We start from the raw sequence: 18895 nt of genomic DNA, 5'->3' as shown, positions 1-18895 counted from the left end.
ACGCCATCCCTTGTCGATTTGCGGAGCCGCGCATGCTTTACCCCCCGATAGAACCCTTCCGCCACGGCATGCTGCCGGTGGATGGCCTGCATCAGTTGTATTGGGAGGAGTGCGGCAGTCCGGACGGCGCGCCGATTCTTTACCTGCATGGCGGGCCGGGCGACGGTTGTTCGCCCATGTGCCGTCAGTTGTTTGACCCTGCCTGGTACCGCGCCGTGCTGTTCGATCAGCGCGGCAGCGGGAGGTCGGTGCCGCGCGGCGAGCTGCGGGACAATACCACCGCGCACCTCGTGGCCGATATCGAAGCGCTGCGACGCCATCTCGGCATTGAGCGCTGGCTGGTGTTTGGCGGTTCTTGGGGCAGCACGCTGGCGCTGGCTTATGCACAGACGCATCCGGAGCGGGTGACCGGCCTGTTCTTGCGCGGCATCTTTTTGGGGCGCGAGCGCGAGGTGAACTGGTTCCTGCACGGCATGGGGCAGTTTTTCCCGGAAGAAGCCAAAAGGTTTGCCGAAGCGTTGCCGCCGGAGGAACGCGGCGACTTGCTGGCATCCTATTACCGTCGCCTGACTGACCCTGATCCGGCCGTACATCTGCCGGCCTGCCGCGCCTGGGGCCGCTACGAAGGCGCTTGTGTGGCGCTGCTGCCCAATCGTGACGCCATGGAGCGGGCCGCCAGCGAGTACGTTTCTCTGTCGCTGGCGCGGCTGGAGGCGCATTACTTCGTCAATCGCATCTTCCTGCCGGAGGCGGCATTGCTGGACGGCATCCACCGCATTCGCCACATCCCGGCCGTCATCGTGCAGGGGCGTTACGATATCGTCTGCCCGCCGGCCAATGCGGCGGATCTGGCCGCCGCCTGGCCGCAGGCCCGTTTCCGCATGGTGGAAGCCGCTGGGCACTCTGTGTGGGAGGAGGGCATTCTGTCGGCGTTGATGGGCGAGCTGGAGGCCTGCAAACGCCATGGCGGAGTGAACCCGGCCTGGGGTTGACGGTCTGTTTTGCATGAACCGCTTTTCTATTCCCGCTTGCCTGGCGGCGCTGCTGCTCAGCGCAGGCCTGTCTCTGCCTGCGCAGGCTTACACCGATGAAGGGCGCTTGCCTTTTGTCGGTCAGCCGGGCGAATTGCCCGCCGAGCTTGCCTTGCGTTTCGTTCACGCCCGCCTCGGGCAGCATGGCCGTTTCGACTACCGCACCCTGAGCCTCGTCCAGCAAAGCGAGCCGGAAGCCTTCGACAGCGTCCGGATGGAGATTGTGCGCGATGGCTTGATGGACGACAGTCTGGCTGCCGTGCGCCAGCGCCTGGCGCTGGATTGGCGCGACGGCGCGTGGCGCATTGTCGGCGTGGAAGAGGACTTCCGCTGCCGGCGCGGCGAGGAGCGCGGCTGGACGCGCCGCCCCTGCCCGTGATCCCGCCCAAGTTTTTGTTTTTTTAAGCCCTTATCGGCAAGCCCTCTAGGCCGTTATAATGGGCGACAGACGATGAGACGGACTGCCCAAGCCGCCCTGCCGCAGGCGGAGCCTTGGGCAGTCCGCCGTTTTTGTTTTCAGCCATTCCAGACAAAGATCACCATGCAAGAACATTACAGCCCGCGCGAGGTGGAAAGCGCCGCCCAGCAGAAGTGGAAACACACCGCCGCCTTCAAGGCCGTGGAAGACGCCAGCCGTCCCAAGTACTACGCCTTGTCCATGTTCCCCTATCCGTCCGGCAAGTTGCACATGGGTCACGTGCGCAACTACACCATCACCGACGTGCTGGCCCGCTTCAAGCGCCTGCAGGGTTTCAACGTGCTGCAACCGATGGGTTGGGACGCCTTCGGCCTGCCGGCGGAAAACGCCGCCATGAAAAACGGCGGCGCGCCGGCCGCCTGGACCTACGCCAACATCGAGTACATGAAGACCCAGCTGGACAGCCTGGGCTTTGCGCTTGACTGGGAGCGCGAGCTGGCCACCTGCAAGCCGGACTACTACCGCTGGGAACAATGGCTGTTTACCCGCCTGTTCGAGAAGGGCGTGATCTACAAGAAAAACGGCGTGGTGAACTGGGACCCGGTGGACCAGACCGTGCTGGCCAACGAGCAAGTGGTTGACGGCCGCGGCTGGCGCTCTGGCGCCATCGTGGAAAAGCGCGAAATCCCGATGTACTACTTCGCCATCACCCGTTATGCCGAAGAGCTGCTGCAAAGCCTGGACACCCTGGACGGCTGGCCGGAACAGGTGAAGACCATGCAGCGCAACTGGATCGGCAAGAGCTTCGGCTCCGACGTGGTGTTTGCTTACGACGAGACCAGCATTGGCCACGCCGGCGAAATGAAGGTGTACACCACCCGTCCGGACACCCTGATGGGCGCCACTTACGTGGCCGTTGCCGCCGAGCACCCGCTGGCCGCCCAAGCCGCCGCCAACCGTCCCGAACTGCAGGCTTTCATTGCCGAATGCAAGGCCGGCTCCGTCGCGGAAGCCGACGTCGCCAAGATGGAAAAGAAGGGCATGGACACCGGCTTGTTCGTCGTGCACCCGCTCACCGGCGCCAAGCTGCCGGTATGGGTGGCCAACTACGTGCTGTGGGGCTATGGCGAGGGCGCGGTGATGGCCGTGCCGGCGCATGACGAGCGCGATTTCGAATTCGCCAACAAGTACGGCCTGCCGATCACCCAGGTTTACGCCAGCATGGCCGGCGACGCTTTCGACGCCGCCGTTTGGCAAGACTGGTACGCGGCCAAGGACGACAGCGTGCGCACCGTCAACAGCGGCAAGTACGACGGCAAGACGTTTGCCGAAGCCTTTGAAGCCATCGTCGGCGATCTGGAGGCCAAGCAGGCCGGCCAGAAGAAGACCCAATACCGCCTGCGCGACTGGGGCATCTCCCGCCAGCGTTACTGGGGCTGCCCTATCCCCATCATTCACTGCCCGAGCTGTGGCGATGTGCCGGTGCCGGAAAAAGACCTGCCGGTTGTGCTGCCGGAAAACGTGATTCCGGACGGCGCCGGTTCGCCGCTGGCCAAGATGCCGGAATTCTATGAAACCAGCTGCCCCACCTGCGGCGGCGCGGCCAAGCGCGAAACCGACACCATGGACACCTTCGTGGAGTCCAGCTGGTATTACGCCCGCTACGCCAGCCCGAAGTGCGACACCGCCATGCTGGACAAGGCGGCGGCCGACTACTGGCTGCAAGTGGACCAATACGTGGGCGGCATCGAACACGCCATCCTGCACCTCTTGTATGCGCGCTTCTTCCACAAGCTGATGCGCGACGAAGGCCTGGTGTCTTCCGATGAGCCGTTCAAGAGCCTGCTGACCCAGGGCATGGTGATCTGCGAAACCTTCTATCGCGATCTGCCCAACGGTTCCAAGGACTGGATTGCCCCGCAAGACGTGGTGCTGGAGCGCGACGGCAAGGGCAAGATCACCGGCGCAACGCATCGCGTGGACGGCCAGCCGGTACAGGTGGGCGGCATCGAAAAAATGTCCAAGTCCAAGAACAACGGCGTGGACCCGCAGGAATTCATCGAGAAATACGGTGCGGACACCGCCCGTCTGTTCATGATGTTCGCCGCGCCGCCGGAGCAAAGCCTGGAATGGTCGGATGCCGGCGTGGAGGGCGCGTTCCGCTTCCTCAAGCGTCTGTGGAAGCTGGTGCGCGATCACGCCGAAGCCGGCGTCACAACGGCCTATGCCGGCGGCGAATTGAGCGCCGCGCAGAAGGAGCTGCGCTTCAAGCTGCACAGCACCATCCAGAAGGTGGCCGATGATTACGGTCGTCGCCAGCAATTCAACACCGCCATCGCCGCGGTGATGGAGCTGTTGAACGCCTACGACAAGACCGATCGCGCCGATGCCGCCGGTCGCGCCGTGGCGCAGGAAGTGCTGGAATCCGTCACCATCCTGCTGGCCCCCATCGTGCCGCACATCACCGACGCCTTGTGGAACATCCTGCGTCCGGGCACCGAGCTGTTGGCGCAAGCCTGGCCCAAGGTGGATGAAAGCGCCTTGGTGAAGAGCGAGATCGAGCTGATGGTACAGGTGGGCGGCAAGCTGCGCGGCAGCATTACCGTCGCCGCCGACGCCGCCAAGGATGTCATCGAAGCCGCCGCGCTGGCCCATGAAAACGTGCAGAAATTCATGGAAGGCAAACCGGCCAAGAAGATCATCGTGGTGCCGGGTCGCCTGGTGAACATCGTTGTCTAAGACCCGCCAGCCAACCCCCTGATCCTGCCTTGCGCCGCCTGCCGTACTTTGTGTACTGCCTGCGGCGCGTCTTGGTTCAGGGCCTCGGCGAGGTATTGTTGGTGGTTCCAAGCAAGGCTGTGCGCCCGAGGGGCGTTCGCGTCGTCCGTTGCAACGGCGACGCGTGGCCTTTTTTTCAGTATGCGGCCCCAGGAAAAACCCGAGCGGGCCGAAACGGAGATACCCGACATGAAACGACTGGCGTCGTTGCTGTTGCTGGCGGCCAGCGCGCTGTTGCTGAGCGCCTGCGGTTTTCATCTCAAGGGCCTGGGCGGCCAGGTGCGGCCCTTGCCGTTCTCCAGTGTTTATCTGGAAACCGGCAACGCGCAGATTGCCGGCGCGCTGCATGACGAATTGGCGCGCAACCCTCAGCTGACGATTGCGGGCAGCCCGCAACAGGCGGAAGCCGTCGTGGCGGTGGTGGATGAAGGCCAGTCCAAGGATGTGGGCACCATCAACTCCGGCGGCAAGGTCAACGAATACCAGCTGACCTACCGCGCCGTGGTGCGAGTGACCATGGGCGGCGCGGAACTGGGGCCGGATCTGCAGGTGGTGGTTCGTCGCAACATGAACTACTCCGACAGCGATGTGCTGGGCAAGGAGCAGGAGGAAGCCTCTCTGTGGGCGGATGCCCGCCGCGACGCGGCCGAGCAGATTGCGCGTCGACTGTCCTACCTCAAGCGCCCGGCTGGCATGTCTCCGTCCGGACCGCAAAGCCTGAAGCCGAATGCCGCAACTCAGCCCTGATGCGCTGGAGGCCGCGTTGTCGCGCGGCCTCGCGCCCTTGTACGTGATTCACGGCGATGAGGCGTTGCTGGCGCTGGAGGCCGCGGATCTGGTTCGTGCGCAGTCTCGCGACATGGGCTATCAGGAGCGCGAAGTGCTGACGGTGGAGGCCGGCTTCGACTGGTCGCAGCTGCGCGACGCCATGAGCAGCGTGTCCTTGTTTGCCTCGCTCAAGCTGCTGGAGATTCGCATTCCCGGCGGTAAGCCGGGCAGCGAGGGCGGCGAGGCCTTGCAAAGGTTGGCCGAAGCGCCGCCGGACGACACGGTCACCCTGATTACCCTGCCCAAGCTGGAGCGCGCGCAACAGCAGTCCAAATGGTTCTCCGCGCTGGAAAAGTCCGCCGTGGTGGTGGAGGCCCGCACTGTGGGCCGGCAAGAGTTGCCGGGCTGGATCGCTCGGCGCATGAAGCGGCAGGGGCAAAGCCTGCCCGCTGAAGCGCTGGAGTTCTTTGCCGACCGGGTGGAGGGCAACCTGCTGGCTGCGCGACAGGAAGTGGACAAGCTGGCCTTGCTGCATCCCCCCGGTGAAGTCAGCTTGGAGCAAGTGCGCGAGGCGGTGGCCAATGTTGCGCGTTTCGATGTTTTCCACTTGTCCGAAGCCTGGCTGTCCGGCGATACGGCGCGGGTGCAGCGCATGCTGGATGGCTTGCTGGCCGAAGGCGAGTCGCCGGTGCTGGTATTGTGGTCATTTACCGAAGACGTGCGCATGCTGCTGCGTTTGCGTCAGGGGCTCAAGGAAGGCAGGCAAGTGCGCGATCTGGCCCGCGAACTGCGTTTGTGGGGCGACAAGCAACGCTTGGCGGAGCCGGCATTGCGCCGCATCGGTCCGCGCAAGCTGATGACCGCGCTGGCGGAGTGCGCCCGTATCGACCAGCAAATCAAGGGTGTGGACGGCAACGATCCTTGGCATTCGATCCGATCGCTGGCAACCTTGTTGTCGGCATGATGCAGAAAAAAGACAGATATCTTTAATGGCCGGCTTATGTCGGCCATTTTCATTTTAAAGGCTGTCCCGTTTTATTATCATGTTGATTATTTTTGGTTTAAACATCTGTTGTTTATCGTTTTGGGCTGGCCTATCATTAAGTGGCCAGTGAAATCATTTGTTACGTTTTGCTTAAGAAAAGGCGCTATGCTAGACGAGGTAGTTCATGTTGCAGCGTCTGCGGGAGAGAGCAGGACCCGCAGCAAGGTCGTTTTGGTAGAAATCATTCATCAGGCTCTGGAAGTATTGTTGGTGGCGGAAGAACCCCGCATCGTGCATTGGGATGGACGCATTCTGCGCATACACAAGCTGTCGTCGCGCAAGGGCAACCAGATCATGCACACTCCTGATGCTTATCCCGGTCTACTGGGCGTTTTCGACCATAGGGCCAATTATCGGGATCTTGCCGAGCCGTTGGGCGAGATCATCGGCGTGCAACTTTAAAGACGAGTGGGCGGGCAGTCATACCAATGCCCAATACAACAAAAAACAAAGGCCTTCGCGAGAAGGCCTTTTGCTTGTCTGCGGTACGTCGATGAGCTTACAGCGCGCTGCCGTCCGTACCGGCCGGCATGGCTATGGCGGGCATGATGACGGCGCGCACGCGACGGTTGGCCGGTTGCAGCGGCGACTGGCGCTGGTAGCTGACGCCGGTGCGTTTCTCGTAGGACGCCAGCACCTTGGCGACGTAGTCGCGGGTTTCGTCGTAAGGCGGGATGGTATTGCGGTATTTCTGCACGGCACCTTCGCCGGCGTTGTAAGCGGCTACCGCCAGCGGCAGATCGTTGTTGAACAGGCCGAGCAGAAAGCGCAGGTAGCGCGCACCGGCGCGCAGATTCTGCTTGGGATCGGACAATTCGGTAACGCCAAAGCGTTCACCGGTGGCGGGTATCACCTGCATCAGGCCCACCGCGCCCTTGGGCGACAGGGCTTGCGGGTTGTAGCCGGATTCAACGGTAACGATGGAGTGCAGGAGGTTGGCGTCCAGCTTGAACTCGCGCGCGGTCTGGTTGATCAGACGGGTGTACTGGGCGGCGAGTTTGGCGTTGTACACCGGGGCGGGGGCGGGTTTCAGGCCTTCCACCGCCGGGCTGACCGGACGCGGCGCGTCCAGGCTCAACGTGGCGCCGAGGCCGGGCGTGGTGGCATCGCTCAAGGCGGCAGTCGCATCGGCAGCGCCGACGGAAACCGACTTCTGGTAGAGCTGGTAGCGCTCGTCGATCTTGCGGTTGGCCAGGTGGACCTGCCCGTCGGCATCCACGAAACCATAAAGATCGGCATGTACGCTGGTGGCGAAAACAGCCGCCAGCAGAGCGGCAAAGCAGTGAATCAGGCGCATTTTTTAAGAAGATCAAACCGTCTTGACGATGACTAAGGCGCTATTGTACTGATTTTTCGTGGTAATTTTGCAAACACTTTTCATGATCTCATTTTAAAGCGAAAGGAAGCGTATGAGCCTCTTCGATCAATTGGGCGGCCTGTTGGGCGGCGACAATGCCGGCGGCGCGGCCGGCGCGGTGGGCGAATTACTGAACCAGCAGGGTGGCGTGGCCGGCCTGTTGCAGCAGTTTCAGAGCGGTGGGCTGGGCGAGCTGGTGTCGTCCTGGGTGGGCAGTGGCGAGAACCTGCCGGTGAGTGCCGAGCAGATCCAGGCGGTGCTCGGTAATGAGCAGGTTTCCGCCTTGGCCTCGCGTTTCGGTCTGGACCCGCAGCAGCTGTCGGAACAGATCGCTCAGGTGCTGCCGCAAGCGGTGGACAGCATGACGCCCAACGGTCAACTGCCGCAAGGCAGCGATGCGCTGTCGCAGGGCCTGGACCTGCTCAAGGGCTTTTTCAACAAAGGCTGAACAAAAGCGGGCGGCTTAGGCGTTCCGAAGGGTTTGAGGACGCTGCGAGTGTTGTCTGCAGGAGACAAAAGGGCCGCGCAAGCGGCCCTTCTTCTTCGGCAAACCCGTCCGGGCTGCCGGGAGGCGGCATGAGTCAGCGCGCTTGGAGCCGCTGACAAAACCTCGCCGCGCCCCAGATCTACGCCGCGCCGCCGCAGGCCGTACGCGCAGTACGACGAGGCGGCGCAATGCCGGGTCGGGGGGATTGCCAGTGGGTTTTAGTGGTGATGCACCTCTCCGGCCGGGGTTACGGTCAGTGCCGCTGCCGGGCTCTTCAGCGCATGGGCATCCTGGCCTTCGGCCGGAATCTGCACCCAGTCGGTTGCGCCTTGGGCGCATTGCTGCCGCACTTTGATGAATACTTTGCCCGGTTGCGCGGCGACGCGCGTCTGGAAGGCAAACTCATCGTACTGGTCGTCCGGCAGGTTGCCGTCGCTCCAGCTGATGCGGGTCACATCTTCTTTGACCAGCGTGCCGTGATTGTCGAAAGGGGTAACCGGCTGGCGCACGATATCCAGTTTCCAGCCTGCCTTGGGCATGGGGTGAGCCAGTTGCAGGCCCGGCGGCAGCTCGATGCTGACACCGGTGGTAGCGCTGCCGTCGCAGCCATGCGGCACTTTCAGCACGGCCTTGTAATAGCTGCCGGTGGCGGCATTGGGATTGTCCAGAGACACGTGGGCGAAGGCCGGGGCGGCCAGCAAAGCGAGCAGGGCGAGTTTTTTCATTTTTCTGATGCTTGAGGTAGAGTCTGACAAAGCAACAGTTTACATGAGAATGATTCTCAATATGTGCGACAAATTGTCGCAGCCACTACGAGAAAGCCGTTTCATGCGAGAAACCCTGCAGCAGTACTTGTTGGACAACATTCCGCTCAGCCGCGCCATGCAGGTGGAGGTGCTGGACGCGGGAGGCACTGGCGTCAGCGTGTGGGCGCCTTTGCCGGCCAATATCAACCATGGCGGTACGATGTTCGGCGGCAGCCTGTCGGCTGTGGCGTTGTTGTGCGCCTGGGGATGGGCGCATGTACGGCTGCTTGGTTCAGGGCTGTCCGGTCATATTGTGGTCCAGCGCAGCGAGATGGACTATCTGCTGCCGGCGGCCAGCGCGGTGAGGGCAAGCACGGAAGCGGTGGACGAGGAGGATTGGGACAAACTGCTGCGCGCAGTGCGACGTGGTCGCAAGGGGCGCATCGCCTTGTCAGTGAGACTGGAAGACGAGCAGGGTGCGTGTTGCGCCCGTATGAGCGGCGTGTTTGTGGTGTTGCCGCCAGCCTGAGCCGCGCAGGGATTATTCGCGGTGGTAGGGGTGATTGTTGAGGATGGACCAGGCGCGGTAGATCTGTTCGGCCAGCATCACCCGCACCATGCCGTGCGGCAAGGTCATGGCGGAGAGTTGCAGCAGTACGTCGGCGCGCGCCTTCAGCTCGTCGGACAGGCCATCCGCGCCACCGATGATGAAGCAGACGTCGTCGCCGCCTTCCATCCAGCCTTTCAGTCCTTCGGCCAACTTGACGGAGGTCCAGTTGCGGCCGCGTTCGTCCATCACCACCAGCCGCGAGCGCGGCGGAATGGCGGCGACCAGGCGCTCGTGTTCGGCGGCAATGCCCTTTTCCGCCGTGACGCCGCCGCCGCGCTTCTCCGGTTTGATTTCTTTCAACTCCAGCGTCACGTCGCGGCCAAAACGCTTGGCGTAATCTTGGTAGGCGTCGTCTACCCAGCGCGGCATTTTGGTGCCGACAGCGAGAATGGTGAGTTTCATGGCGTCAGACCTGATGAGAACCTGCGGGAAAATCCGCGCAAGGCGGCATGGCAAAGCCAGACCGGAGCGCGGCTATGAACAAGTTGGCCGAAGCGCACGGGCTTCGGCCAAGAGGGGTCCGACCACAGGCGCGAGGCGTTGACGGGCCTGAGCGCGTCAACGACAGGGCGCGCCGGAGATCAGGCGGCGTTCCAGGGACGGCCGCCGGCCGGGGTAAAGCTGGGCTTCTGGCCGCCCCACAGGGCTTCCAGATCGTAGTAGTCGCGCACGGCGGGCAGCATCACGTGCACCACCACGTCGCCGGCGTCCACCAACACCCATTCACCGGACTCTTCGCCTTCGGTGCCCACCAGCTCGATGCCGGCTTCTTTCAGGGTGACGGCCACGTTGTTGGCCAGCGCTTTGACCTGACGGTTGGAGTCGCCGGTGGCGACGATCAGGTGCTGGAACAGCGAGGTCAGCTTGCTGGTGTCCATCTCGACAATGTCCTTGCCCTTGACGTCTTCCAGGGCTTCCACTGCCAGTTTGACGATGTCTTGTACTTCCATGTTGTCCTTTGCTTTCGGCTGACGGTACATGGCGGCGGCATCAGTCCAGAGGTACCGAAAAAGATCGTTTGCCGCCCGACCGGGCGGCGCTGAGCTAACCGGCGAGCTTTGTCACGGAGGACGGCTGGCCGGCGCGTGGCGAAGGTTGGCCGAAGGCCGCTTCGCCTGAGTTAGAGGTATAGACCGCGTTCGCGGATATAGGCGAGCACGGGGGCGCTGATGAACTCTTCCGGTGCGTCTCCGTGCCGCAGGCGCCGACGGATGTCGGTAGCGGAAATGTCGCGGGGAGGCAGCGCCAGGGGGCGCATTGTACCGGAAGCGGTGCTGTTTGGAAAATCAATCACTTGGCGCGACAACCATTCCCGTCTCACAGGCTCGGGCAAGGCCTCGGCGCTGAAGCCGGGACGCAGCGCCACGGCGATATTGGCCAGCGAGAATAATTCGGTCCAGCGGCGCCAGCTGCCGAGACCGGCCAGCGAGTCGCCGCCGATCAGCAACCACAGGGCCGGTTCGGCGCCGATGTCGGCGCGGATTTCTTCCAGCGTGTCGATGGTGTAGGCGGGGCGCTCCCGCCGCGTTTCGCGGTCGTCCACGCAAAGCCGCGGCAAACCCTCAATTGCTAGCCGGGTCATGGTAAGCCGGTCGGTGGCGCTGGCAGCGGGGCCTTGCGCGCGGTGATAGGGTTGCCCGGCCGGAATCAGCCGCACCTCGTCCAGCGCCAGTTCGTCGCGGAACGCTTCAGCCAGGCGCAGATGCCCCAGATGGATGGGGTCGAAGGTGCCGCCGAACAGGCCCAGCGAGCTCATGCTTGCGGGTTGGCTTCCGGGGCCTTGCCGGTGTAACCGTCGATAAGGAGCTCCAGCCGGCCGGTGGATGGGTGAATCACCATGCCGTGCACCGGGATGTCTTTCGGCATCAGCGGATGGTTGCGGATGGTCTGCACCGAGTGGCGAACGCTGTCGGCCACGTTGTCGAAGCCTTGCAGCCAGGTGTCCAGATCAATGCCGGCGGCGCGCAAGGTGGCGATGGTTTCTTCACTGATGCCGCGCTCCACCGCGTGAGCCAGCACCTTGGTGGGGTCAATGGCGCGCATGCCGCAGTCGCGGTGCGCCACCACGCAGATTTCTTCCGCGCGCAGCTCATAGACGGCCACGATCAGGCTGCGCATCACCGAACCCCAGGGGTGGGTGATCAGCGCGCCGGCGTTCTTGATCAGCTTGGCGTCGCCGTTTTTCAGGCCCATGGCCTTGGGCAGCAACTCCACCAGCCGCGCATCCATGCAGGCCAGCACCGCCAGGCCCTTGTCGGGAAATTTGTCGGTCTTGAACTGCTCGTATTCGCGGTTATCGACGAAGGCCCGATTGTGCTCGAGAATGGTAGTCAGCACACCCATGCGCTTCAACTCCTTGAAAGATTTCGGTTAGATGATTTGCTCTAACGGGGCGCCATGCTAACACCACTTTTGGTGGTGTTTCTTGATTTTCTGCAGGAAACCGATGCCCGGCGCCGGCTATGGTAGCCGGGTTGGCGTGGATGGGAAAACATTTGTCGCAAGACAAGAGCGCGCGCTGACGAGATGCGGCTGCCCGATGGCAAGCCTGGAAATTACAGCTGCTTTCTGAAAATATTCTGATTCGTTCCCGGTTGATAGCCTTGTTCTGCGTAGAAGTCGGGAATGTCTTCGCCGTAGGCGGCAGAGCGCAGCGTGATCAGCGTGGCGCCCTTGCTGCGCGCCCAGTTCTCGCAAGTGGCCAGCAACGCCGCGCCCACGCCCTGACGTCGCCAGCGTTCACCTACCGCCAGTCCGCCCACCTCCACGGCTGCCGGTGATTCCAGCAGCGGCCGCCAGAAGCCGTGAATCCAGCCCGCGGTTTCGCCGTCCACTTCGGCCACCCACAGCTGATGCAGGTCCGGGCTGCCCAGGAGCAGGGTCAGGCGATTGGCCAGCGCGATGGGGTCTGCGGCATAGCCGAACTCTTCCGACAGGGCGGTCAGCATGGAAACATCCTGGTGACTGGCGGGGCGAATCGATATCAGCATGGGAGCTACCAGCGGGAAAAGTGGTCCTCGGTGACGCCACAGAGCGCGGAGACAAGATGCTTGGCGCCCGTGTCGGGGTGGGTGACGCTGCCGTCGAAACGGCCGACTGGCTGGATATAGCGGCTGGCGGCGATCAGCAGATTCTGATTCTGGCTGCGCGCGCCTTCCGGCGTGAAAGTGAGGGATACCAGCCCGTCTTCGGTATCAATATGCCACGTCGACAGCGGCTTGTGCGAGTCGAAACGGAAGCGTGCTGCTGCAGTGCGGAAAATGTGCCCATTCAGCCACACCGCGTTTTCGGCGTCGCCCATATAACCGGCTTGCAGATTGAAGCCGATATCCGGGCCGTGGGCGCTGGCCCAGTGCCAGCCGGTTTCGCGCGCCAGCAGGCCGTCGGAGCAGTCCAGACTGGCGTGGCCGCCGTCCAGAGAGAAACGTTGGCCCCCACAGTCGACAAAGCCGCTTACCGGCAACGCGGAGGTTTTATGGGTGGCGTGCGCCAGCCAGTCCCCAGGGGCGATGGCGGCAAGCACCTGTTCTTGCGCGGGCAAGGCGATGTGGGCGGCGGCGCTCAGACCTTTGCCGGCCAGCTCCAGGGCCAGCCTGTCGTCTTCGCGGCGGAAGGCCAGCGTCAGCCCGCCGTGTGCGAAGCCGGCATCGCCAAAGGGCCGGCGCGCCAGCCGGGGGCGGGACAGCGGCGGACTATTGGCGGACAAGTCGGCCAACAGCGTGCCGCTGCGCCGATCAAACAGATAGGCGAAAGCGCTGCCTATCCAGCCGGCGTCCACCACCGCGGCGGCAAAGACAAAGTCGCGATGGGCAACGGCCACGTACTGCCAGCGCTTGTGGCGCATCGGCGCCAGCAGACGTTGGCCGAAGGACAGCGGCAACGGCTGCCAGTCCAACTCTGGCACGACACCGGCGTAAACGCCGAAAGCGGGTTGGCGGGTGTCTTGCGTCAGACGGGCGGGGGCGGCGGGCAGGGTGGTGGTCATGGCAGGGCGCGGGCGCGCCCGCTAGTAAGAGTCAAACACGCGTTCGAGTCTACAGCAGGTCGAGAGGGATTTTCAGATAACGCGCGCCATTGGCTTCCGGCGGCGGCAGTTGGCCGGCGCGGATGTTGATCTGTACGGCAGGCAGGATCAGCACCGGCATCTCCAGCGTGGCGTCGCGCGCCTGGCGCAGCTGTACAAATTCAGCCTCGCTGACACCGTCGTGCAGGTGGATGTTGCCGGCGCGCTGCTCGGCTACCGTGGTCTGCCACTGCGGCTCGCGGTGCGCGGGTGGGTAGTCGTGGCACATGAACAGCCGGGTGTCCGGCGGCAGCGACAGCAGGCGTCGTGCGGAATGGTACAGCGTGGCGGCGTCGCCGCCGGGGAAATCGCAGCGGGCGCTGCCGACATCCGGCATGAACAGTGTGTCGCCGACGAATACCGCGTCGCCGATGCGGTAGGCCATGTCGGCCGGGGTGTGGCCGGGAACGAACAGCGCCTCACCTTGCAGCTCGCCAACATGGAAGGATTCGCGATCGGCGAAAAGATGGTCGAACTGACGCCCGTCAGTGGCGAAGTCCGCTTCAAGATGGAAAATGCCTTTGAAAATGGCTTGCACCTGGCCAATGCCGTCGCCGATGGCAGTTTTGCCGCCGGTTTCGCGTTGCAGCCAGGCCGCGGCCGACAGATGGTCTGCGTGGGCGTGAGTTTCCAGTATCCAGTCTACGGTCAGGTTGTGTTCGCGGATAAAATCACGGATGGCCGCCGCGCCGCGCGTGCTGGTGCGGCCCGATTTGGGGTCGTAATCCAGCACCGGATCGACAATAGCGGCGCGGCCGCCATGCCGGTCGTACACCACGTAGGAAACCGTCCAGGTGGCGGGGTCGAAAAACGAAGCGATCTGCGGTGTCATGGCGTTCTCCTTGCTGGGGACGGCGCGGCATTCGGTATATTGAAAAACATTATATTGAGAAATATAATGTAATGACAACCCAAGACCATAAAGCACTGGCCGATCAGGAGGCCATCATGGATTTGAACATTCTGCGCGACAACGCCAGCCGGGCATCCGCTTTGCTGAAAAGCCTGGCCAATGAAGACCGGCTCTTGTTGCTGTGCCAATTGGTGGATGGTGAAAAAGCGGTGTCGGAGCTGGAAAAGCTCACCGGCATCAAGCAACCCACCCTGTCGCAACAACTGGGCGTCTTGCGCAACGAGGGCCTGGTGGCGACGCGCCGCGAAGGCAAATGGATTTACTACAGCATAGCCAGCGCGGAAGCCATGGTGATGCTCAACGCCCTGCACGGCTTGTTCTGCGGGGACGATGCCCCCACCGTCGCCCAAACGGCGGCGGACTGACGCAAGGATTCGATATGCAAATAGCTTGGAACAGTTTCACGCCTTACGCCTCGCTGGCTGGCGGTGTGCTGATCGGTCTTGCCGCCGCCTGGCTGGTGTTGCTGAACGGCCGCATCGCCGGCATCAGCGGCATTGTGGGCGGTTTGTTGGACCGGCAGAGCGGCTGGCCGTGGCGGCTGGCGTTTACGGGCGGCCTGTTGCTAGCGCCGCTGGCGTGGTTGTTCGCGGTCGGTCCCTGGCCCGTGGTGCGCATCGAGGCGTCGCCGCTGTTGCTGATCGTGGCCGGTTTGCTGGTGGGCGCGGGTACGCGGCTGGCGTCCGGCTGCACCAGCGGACACGGTGTTTGCGGCCTGTCGCGGCTGTCGCCGCGCTCGCTGGTGGCCACGCTGAGTTTCATGGGGGCGGGCTTCGCGACGGTTTTTCTTATTCGCCATGTGTTGGGGTAAGCCATGAGCAAGATACTTTCCGCCTTTGTGGCCGGCCTGCTGTTCGGTTTGGGCTTGCTGTTGTCCGGCATGGCCGATCCGGCCAAGGTCAGCGGTTTTCTTGATCTGGCCGGCGCTTGGGACCCCAGCCTGGCGCTGGTGATGGCCGGCGCGATCGGCGTGGGCTTTTCCGCTTTTCGAGTAGCTGGGCGGCGCGAGCGCTCCTTGCTGGGTGAGCCGATGTCGCTGCCCGATACCCGTGCGCTGACGCCCAGGCTGGTGATGGGCAGCCTGTTGTTTGGCGTGGGCTGGGGGCTGGTTGGTATCTGCCCAGGACCGGCGTTGGTGCTGGCCGGGATGTTGTCCGGCAAGGGCTTGCTGTTTGTCGCGGCCATGCTGACCGGCATGCTGCTGTATCACCCCTTGGCCAAGTGGGTGAAATGATCCGCCTCTTGCCGGACTGGCTGCGCGACTATCGGCGCGAATGGCTGGCCGGCGACCTGAGCGCTGGCGTGTTGGTGACGCTGTTGCTGGTGCCTCAGGGCCTGGCCTATGCGCTATTGGCGGGTTTGCCGCCCCAATTCGGCCTTTACGCCAGTCTTGCCCCGCTGCTGATCTACGCGGTGCTGGGGCAGGGGCGGGCGCAATCCGTCGGACCGATGGCGGTTACCTCCTTGCTGGTGGCGGCCAGTCTCAGCCGGCTGGCGGAACCGGGCTCGGGCGATTATCTGGCGCTGGCGGTCGGGCTGGCGGTATTGTCCGGCCTGATCTTGCTGGCGCTGGGTTTCGCCAGGTTGGGTTTCATGGCGGATTTTCTCTCGCAACCGGTGTTGGCGGCGTTTACATCGGCGTCCGCGCTCATCATCCTGCTGTCCCAATTATCCGCGCTTGCCGGCGTGCGCGGCGGCGCCTCCCTGCCGGCCCTGGCCACGGGACTGTGGCAAGGTTTGCCGAAGGCCAACGGGCTGGCGCTGGCTTTTGGCGCGGCGACGCTGGCTTTTCTGACCCTGGCCCGGCGCTTCGGCCAACCGTTGCTGCAAGTCTTGGGGCTATCCGCTGCGCGTGCCGTGTTGTGGGTGCGTTGTGCGCCGACGCTGGCCGTCGCAGTCAGCATGCTGCTGGTATCCGGCTGGGGGCTGACAGGGCGCTTGCCGCTGGTGGGCGAGGTGCCCGCCGGCTTGCCGGGCCTGCGCTGGCCTGCGCTGGAGGCGGGGCAATGGGCGGATTTGCTGCTGCCGGCGTTTTTCATCGGCCTGATCAACTATGTGCAAAGCTTGTCGGTAGCGCAGATGCTGGCGGCGCGGCGCGGCGAGCAGATCGATCCCGATCGCGAACTGCTGGCGCTGGGCGCCTGCAATATCGGCAGCGGCTTGTGCGGCGGCTTCCCGATAACCGGCGGGCTGACGCGTTCGGTGGTGAACGCCGATGCCGGCGCGCAAAGCCAGCTCTCCTCGCTGATTACTGCCTTCGGCATGGCGCTGGCCATGCTGTTTGCCGCTGGTGCTTTGGCGACGTTGCCTTTATCCGTGTTGGCGGCCACCATCATCAGCGCGGTGGCCGGCATGGTGCGGCTGGATGCGTTGAGGCTGGCTTGGCGCAGCGACAAGGCGGACGCCGCCGCCTGGTTGCTGACCTTCTTGCTGGTGCTGTTATTGGGCGTGGATAGCGGCATCGTGGCCGGCATGGCGGTGTCGCTGGCCGCTTTGCTCTGGCGCGGCAGCCGGCCGCACATCGCCGAGCTGGGGCGGGTGCCCGGCACCCAGCATTTTCGCAATCGCCTGCGCCATGCGGTGGAGGGGCTGCCCGGCGTGCTGACGCTGCGGGTGGATGAAAGCCTGTATTTCGCCAACGCGCGGCAGGTGCGTCTGGCGCTGATCGGCAAAGCCGCCGGGATGCCGTCCTGTAGGCAGCTGGTGCTGGTGATGAGCGCGGTCAACCGCATCGACACCACCGCGTTGTTGATGCTGGAAGAGCTGGATCGCACTCTGGCCGAGCGCGGCATTGTCCTGCATCTGGCGGAGGTGAAAGGCCCGGTGATGGACGTCATGGAGCGCGCCGGGCTGGGCCGCCGCTTTGCCGGCCGCACCCATCTCTCCCTGCAGCAGGCGTGGCAGCGTCTGACGCCTTCGCCCGACTACCATATCTAGGCATCATTGGCGGCGCGGCGGCATCTGGCTATGCTATGGCCTGTCGTCGGCGCGGCCGGTTCGGGCCGTGCAACTTTCCCACGCAGCCACGGCTCCTACCTTCCATGATGAAAAAAACGCTTCTGGCCACCATGCTGGCCGTCTCGCTGATTCAAGTCCCCGCCGTCTACGCCATCGATCTGCCCGACCTCGGCGACAATGCCGACACCGCCCTCTCCATGGCCGATGAGGCAAAGCTGGGGCGCGATTTCATGCGCGCCATGATGGACGCCGGCGATGTGCTGGATGATCCGGAAGCCACCGCCTATATCAATGATCTGGGCCATCGCCTGTCCTCGCAGGTGCGCATGCCCGGCCTGCGGCTGACCTACTTTGTCGTCAACGACAAAGCCATCAACGCCTTCGCCATGCCGGGCGGCTACATCGGCATCAACGAAGGGCTGATCCTCACCACCCAGAGTGAAGGCGAGCTGGCCTCCGTGGTGGGCCATGAAACCGCCCACGTCACCCAGCGCCACATGGCGCGCATGAAAGCCGCCAACGACGCCACCAGCCCGTTGTTGTTGCTGGGCACCGTGCTGGCGGCTGTGCTGGCCTCGCGCGCCGGCGGCGGCCAGGGCTCGGTGGGCGCGCTGTCCGCGGGGCTGGGTTTGCAGATTTCCAACCAACTGGCCTATTCGCGCGATTTCGAACGCGAAGCGGACCGCGTCGGCATGCAGTATCTGGCGCAGGGCGGCTACGACGTGCGCGCCATGCCGGCCTTCTTCCAGCGCCTGGAAAACGCTAACCGTTACAGCGACAACAGCGCTTTCGCTTTCCTGCGCACTCACCCGGTAACGGTGGAGCGCATCAGCGAAGCGCAGAACCGCGCGCTGGAGTACCCGGTAAAGATGAAGGCCGACAGCACGGCCTATTTGCTGGTGAGGGAAAAGATCCGCGTGACCGGCATGCAACCTGAAGAGGCGGTGCGCTATTACAAGACCATGCTGGACAAGGGCCAGTACCTCAGCGAAGGGGCTGCCTGGTACGGGCTCTCCCGTGCCCAACTGGCGTCCCGCAATGTGGCTGCCGCGCGGGAGGCGCTGGCCAAGGCGCGCAGCAAATTGCCGTCCGATCCCATGCTGTTCGGACAGGAAGCCGCCATCGATCGCGAAGCCGGCGACTGGACGGCCGCCCGCGCCGCGCTGCAACGCGGCCAGGCCGTCTTCCGCAACAACGCACCGTTGCAACTGGCCGAACTGGATGTCCTGATCGATAGTAATAACCGGAGCGCGGCCCTGGCCATGTTGCGCGAACTGCAAACCACCCGTCCGACCGATGCGCCCTTGTATCGTCGCGAGGCCGCGCTCTACGCCGATCGTGAACCGCAGCGCTATCACTGGGCGCTGGGCAACGCCTTGTACTTTGAACGTCGTTACGAGGCGGCGCTTGAGCAGTACCAGTTCGCCAGTCAGGCCAAGGGCGACGACTTCTACCTGCGTTCCTCCATCGAGGCGCGCATGCGCGAAGTTGAAAAGCTGCTGAAGGAAGAGAAGAAAACGGCCGGCAAGTGACCCGGCTGTTTTTCGCTGTAGCGGGGCTATCGCAAAAAAACAACATGATGCGCCGCAACATGTTGAAAAAACGGGCAAATATCGAGTGAAAACCCTAATTGCCTATTCCTTTGTCCGCTCGTGAAACTATACACTGCCGCTCATTGGTACGGTTTTTCAGAAGCGAACATTTTTCTTGCGAAAACGATC

At 63.5% G+C, this 18895-nt stretch carries 22 protein-coding genes; 13 read left to right on the top strand and 9 right to left on the bottom strand.

What is annotated here, in order from left to right; translation table 11 throughout:
- Window positions 1–32 precede the first annotated feature (32 nt).
- The 6 genes from pip to Q0P52_RS14105 all read left to right on the top strand — a co-directional run bounded on the left by pip (window position 33) and on the right by Q0P52_RS14105 (window position 6442).
- On the top strand, window positions 33–992 hold the full coding sequence (pip, locus tag Q0P52_RS14130) for a prolyl aminopeptidase (RefSeq protein WP_293763510.1): 960 nt from the start codon (window positions 33–35) through the stop codon (window positions 990–992).
- Window positions 993–1005: 13 nt separating this feature from the next.
- Entirely contained in the window at window positions 1006–1410 is a 405-nt protein-coding gene (locus tag Q0P52_RS14125; RefSeq protein ID WP_293763512.1) for a hypothetical protein, read from the top strand.
- A gap of 162 nt (window positions 1411–1572) precedes the next feature.
- Entirely contained in the window at window positions 1573–4188 is a 2616-nt protein-coding gene (gene leuS, locus Q0P52_RS14120; protein ID WP_293763514.1) for a leucine--tRNA ligase, read from the top strand.
- A 228-nt stretch (window positions 4189–4416) separates the two neighbouring features.
- Window positions 4417–4974: an LPS assembly lipoprotein LptE gene (gene lptE / locus Q0P52_RS14115; protein ID WP_293763516.1), complete on the top strand. Its 558-nt coding sequence runs from the start codon at window positions 4417–4419 to the stop codon at window positions 4972–4974.
- Window positions 4955–5959 carry a DNA polymerase III subunit delta gene (gene holA, locus Q0P52_RS14110; RefSeq protein WP_293763518.1) on the top strand — a complete coding sequence of 335 codons (1005 nt, stop codon included), beginning with the start codon at window positions 4955–4957 and terminating at the stop codon, window positions 5957–5959. The genes lptE and holA overlap by 20 nt, the downstream gene beginning before the upstream one ends.
- A gap of 36 nt (window positions 5960–5995) precedes the next feature.
- Window positions 5996–6442 carry a hypothetical protein gene (locus Q0P52_RS14105; RefSeq protein ID WP_293763521.1) on the top strand — a complete coding sequence of 149 codons (447 nt, stop codon included), beginning with the start codon at window positions 5996–5998 and terminating at the stop codon, window positions 6440–6442.
- 97 nt (window positions 6443–6539) lie between these two features.
- Here the strand turns inward: Q0P52_RS14105 and Q0P52_RS14100 are convergent, their stop codons facing one another.
- Entirely contained in the window at window positions 6540–7337 is a 798-nt protein-coding gene (locus Q0P52_RS14100) for a lytic transglycosylase domain-containing protein (protein ID WP_293763523.1), read from the bottom strand.
- A gap of 112 nt (window positions 7338–7449) precedes the next feature.
- On the opposite strand from Q0P52_RS14100, the gene Q0P52_RS14095 reads away from it, so the two are divergent.
- Window positions 7450–7845 (top strand): YidB family protein, encoded by a 396-nt coding sequence (locus Q0P52_RS14095; RefSeq protein ID WP_293763526.1) that lies wholly within the window; start codon window positions 7450–7452, stop codon window positions 7843–7845.
- A gap of 257 nt (window positions 7846–8102) precedes the next feature.
- Here Q0P52_RS14095 and Q0P52_RS14090 read toward each other — a convergent pair whose 3' ends face one another.
- The gene (locus tag Q0P52_RS14090) at window positions 8103–8609 is read right to left on the bottom strand and encodes a YcnI family protein (protein ID WP_293763529.1); all 507 of its coding nucleotides are present in this window, start codon (window positions 8607–8609) and stop codon (window positions 8103–8105) included.
- A 43-nt stretch (window positions 8610–8652) separates the two neighbouring features.
- Between Q0P52_RS14090 and Q0P52_RS14085 the strand changes: the two genes are divergently transcribed.
- Window positions 8653–9159, top strand: coding sequence for a YiiD C-terminal domain-containing protein (locus Q0P52_RS14085; protein WP_293763532.1), 507 nt, complete (start codon window positions 8653–8655; stop codon window positions 9157–9159).
- A 12-nt stretch (window positions 9160–9171) separates the two neighbouring features.
- On the opposite strand, the gene rlmH is transcribed toward Q0P52_RS14085, so the two are convergent.
- The 7 genes from rlmH to Q0P52_RS14050 form a co-directional block, all read right to left on the bottom strand.
- On the bottom strand, window positions 9172–9642 hold the full coding sequence (gene rlmH, locus Q0P52_RS14080; protein WP_293763535.1) for a 23S rRNA (pseudouridine(1915)-N(3))-methyltransferase RlmH: 471 nt from the start codon (window positions 9640–9642) through the stop codon (window positions 9172–9174).
- A 179-nt stretch (window positions 9643–9821) separates the two neighbouring features.
- Window positions 9822–10190, bottom strand: a complete 369-nt coding sequence (rsfS, locus tag Q0P52_RS14075; RefSeq protein WP_293763538.1) for a ribosome silencing factor — start codon at window positions 10188–10190, stop codon at window positions 9822–9824.
- Window positions 10191–10360: 170 nt separating this feature from the next.
- On the bottom strand, window positions 10361–10996 hold the full coding sequence (gene nadD, locus Q0P52_RS14070) for a nicotinate-nucleotide adenylyltransferase (protein ID WP_293763540.1): 636 nt from the start codon (window positions 10994–10996) through the stop codon (window positions 10361–10363).
- The gene (locus Q0P52_RS14065) at window positions 10993–11583 is read right to left on the bottom strand and encodes a carbonic anhydrase (RefSeq protein WP_293763544.1); all 591 of its coding nucleotides are present in this window, start codon (window positions 11581–11583) and stop codon (window positions 10993–10995) included. Before Q0P52_RS14065 ends, nadD begins: the two co-directional genes overlap by 4 nt.
- A 212-nt stretch (window positions 11584–11795) precedes the next feature.
- Entirely contained in the window at window positions 11796–12230 is a 435-nt protein-coding gene (locus Q0P52_RS14060; protein ID WP_293763547.1) for a GNAT family N-acetyltransferase, read from the bottom strand.
- 5 nt (window positions 12231–12235) lie between these two features.
- Window positions 12236–13225 carry a DUF2804 domain-containing protein gene (locus Q0P52_RS14055; protein WP_293763550.1) on the bottom strand — a complete coding sequence of 330 codons (990 nt, stop codon included), beginning with the start codon at window positions 13223–13225 and terminating at the stop codon, window positions 12236–12238.
- A 49-nt stretch (window positions 13226–13274) separates the two neighbouring features.
- On the bottom strand, window positions 13275–14135 hold the full coding sequence (locus Q0P52_RS14050; RefSeq protein WP_293763553.1) for an MBL fold metallo-hydrolase: 861 nt from the start codon (window positions 14133–14135) through the stop codon (window positions 13275–13277).
- A gap of 116 nt (window positions 14136–14251) precedes the next feature.
- On the opposite strand from Q0P52_RS14050, the gene Q0P52_RS14045 reads away from it, so the two are divergent.
- From Q0P52_RS14045 to Q0P52_RS14025, 5 genes are all read left to right on the top strand, one after another.
- Window positions 14252–14581: a metalloregulator ArsR/SmtB family transcription factor gene (locus tag Q0P52_RS14045; protein ID WP_293763555.1), complete on the top strand. Its 330-nt coding sequence runs from the start codon at window positions 14252–14254 to the stop codon at window positions 14579–14581.
- Window positions 14582–14595: 14 nt separating this feature from the next.
- On the top strand, window positions 14596–15027 hold the full coding sequence (locus Q0P52_RS14040; protein ID WP_293763558.1) for a YeeE/YedE family protein: 432 nt from the start codon (window positions 14596–14598) through the stop codon (window positions 15025–15027).
- A gap of 3 nt (window positions 15028–15030) precedes the next feature.
- Complete coding sequence (locus Q0P52_RS14035) at window positions 15031–15450, top strand: DUF6691 family protein (protein ID WP_293763561.1); 420 nt, start codon at window positions 15031–15033, stop codon at window positions 15448–15450.
- Window positions 15447–17153, top strand: a complete 1707-nt coding sequence (gene sulP / locus Q0P52_RS14030; RefSeq protein WP_293763564.1) for a sulfate permease — start codon at window positions 15447–15449, stop codon at window positions 17151–17153. The genes Q0P52_RS14035 and sulP overlap by 4 nt, the downstream gene beginning before the upstream one ends.
- A 104-nt stretch (window positions 17154–17257) precedes the next feature.
- Window positions 17258–18706 (top strand): M48 family metalloprotease, encoded by a 1449-nt coding sequence (locus tag Q0P52_RS14025; protein ID WP_293813724.1) that lies wholly within the window; start codon window positions 17258–17260, stop codon window positions 18704–18706.
- Window positions 18707–18895: the final 189 nt, after the last annotated feature.

Source organism: uncultured Aquitalea sp., assembly GCF_945957525.1.
Taxonomy (GTDB): domain Bacteria; phylum Pseudomonadota; class Gammaproteobacteria; order Burkholderiales; family Chromobacteriaceae; genus Aquitalea.
The sequence above is the reverse complement of the archived record's forward strand: the minus strand, read 5'-3'. Positions and strand labels throughout refer to the sequence as shown.

Bases quoted from the DNA above. Each gene is read 5' to 3' on its own strand.
- pip (WP_293763510.1), top strand. From the start codon at position 33: ATGCTTTACCCCCCGATAGAACCCTTCCGCCACGGCATGCTGCCGGTG.
- Q0P52_RS14125 (WP_293763512.1), top strand. From the start codon at position 1,006: ATGAACCGCTTTTCTATTCCCGCTTGCCTGGCGGCGCTGCTGCTCAGC.
- leuS (WP_293763514.1), top strand. From the start codon at position 1,573: ATGCAAGAACATTACAGCCCGCGCGAGGTGGAAAGCGCCGCCCAGCAG.
- lptE (WP_293763516.1), top strand. From the start codon at position 4,417: ATGAAACGACTGGCGTCGTTGCTGTTGCTGGCGGCCAGCGCGCTGTTG.
- holA (WP_293763518.1), top strand. From the start codon at position 4,955: ATGCCGCAACTCAGCCCTGATGCGCTGGAGGCCGCGTTGTCGCGCGGC.
- Q0P52_RS14105 (WP_293763521.1), top strand. From the start codon at position 5,996: ATGTCGGCCATTTTCATTTTAAAGGCTGTCCCGTTTTATTATCATGTT.
- Q0P52_RS14100 (WP_293763523.1), bottom strand. From the start codon at position 7,337: ATGCGCCTGATTCACTGCTTTGCCGCTCTGCTGGCGGCTGTTTTCGCC.
- Q0P52_RS14095 (WP_293763526.1), top strand. From the start codon at position 7,450: ATGAGCCTCTTCGATCAATTGGGCGGCCTGTTGGGCGGCGACAATGCC.
- Q0P52_RS14090 (WP_293763529.1), bottom strand. From the start codon at position 8,609: ATGAAAAAACTCGCCCTGCTCGCTTTGCTGGCCGCCCCGGCCTTCGCC.
- Q0P52_RS14085 (WP_293763532.1), top strand. From the start codon at position 8,653: ATGAGAATGATTCTCAATATGTGCGACAAATTGTCGCAGCCACTACGA.
- rlmH (WP_293763535.1), bottom strand. From the start codon at position 9,642: ATGAAACTCACCATTCTCGCTGTCGGCACCAAAATGCCGCGCTGGGTA.
- rsfS (WP_293763538.1), bottom strand. From the start codon at position 10,190: ATGGAAGTACAAGACATCGTCAAACTGGCAGTGGAAGCCCTGGAAGAC.
- nadD (WP_293763540.1), bottom strand. From the start codon at position 10,996: ATGAGCTCGCTGGGCCTGTTCGGCGGCACCTTCGACCCCATCCATCTG.
- Q0P52_RS14065 (WP_293763544.1), bottom strand. From the start codon at position 11,583: ATGGGTGTGCTGACTACCATTCTCGAGCACAATCGGGCCTTCGTCGAT.
- Q0P52_RS14060 (WP_293763547.1), bottom strand. From the start codon at position 12,230: ATGCTGATATCGATTCGCCCCGCCAGTCACCAGGATGTTTCCATGCTG.
- Q0P52_RS14055 (WP_293763550.1), bottom strand. From the start codon at position 13,225: ATGACCACCACCCTGCCCGCCGCCCCCGCCCGTCTGACGCAAGACACC.
- Q0P52_RS14050 (WP_293763553.1), bottom strand. From the start codon at position 14,135: ATGACACCGCAGATCGCTTCGTTTTTCGACCCCGCCACCTGGACGGTT.
- Q0P52_RS14045 (WP_293763555.1), top strand. From the start codon at position 14,252: ATGGATTTGAACATTCTGCGCGACAACGCCAGCCGGGCATCCGCTTTG.
- Q0P52_RS14040 (WP_293763558.1), top strand. From the start codon at position 14,596: ATGCAAATAGCTTGGAACAGTTTCACGCCTTACGCCTCGCTGGCTGGC.
- Q0P52_RS14035 (WP_293763561.1), top strand. From the start codon at position 15,031: ATGAGCAAGATACTTTCCGCCTTTGTGGCCGGCCTGCTGTTCGGTTTG.
- sulP (WP_293763564.1), top strand. From the start codon at position 15,447: ATGATCCGCCTCTTGCCGGACTGGCTGCGCGACTATCGGCGCGAATGG.
- Q0P52_RS14025 (WP_293813724.1), top strand. From the start codon at position 17,258: ATGATGAAAAAAACGCTTCTGGCCACCATGCTGGCCGTCTCGCTGATT.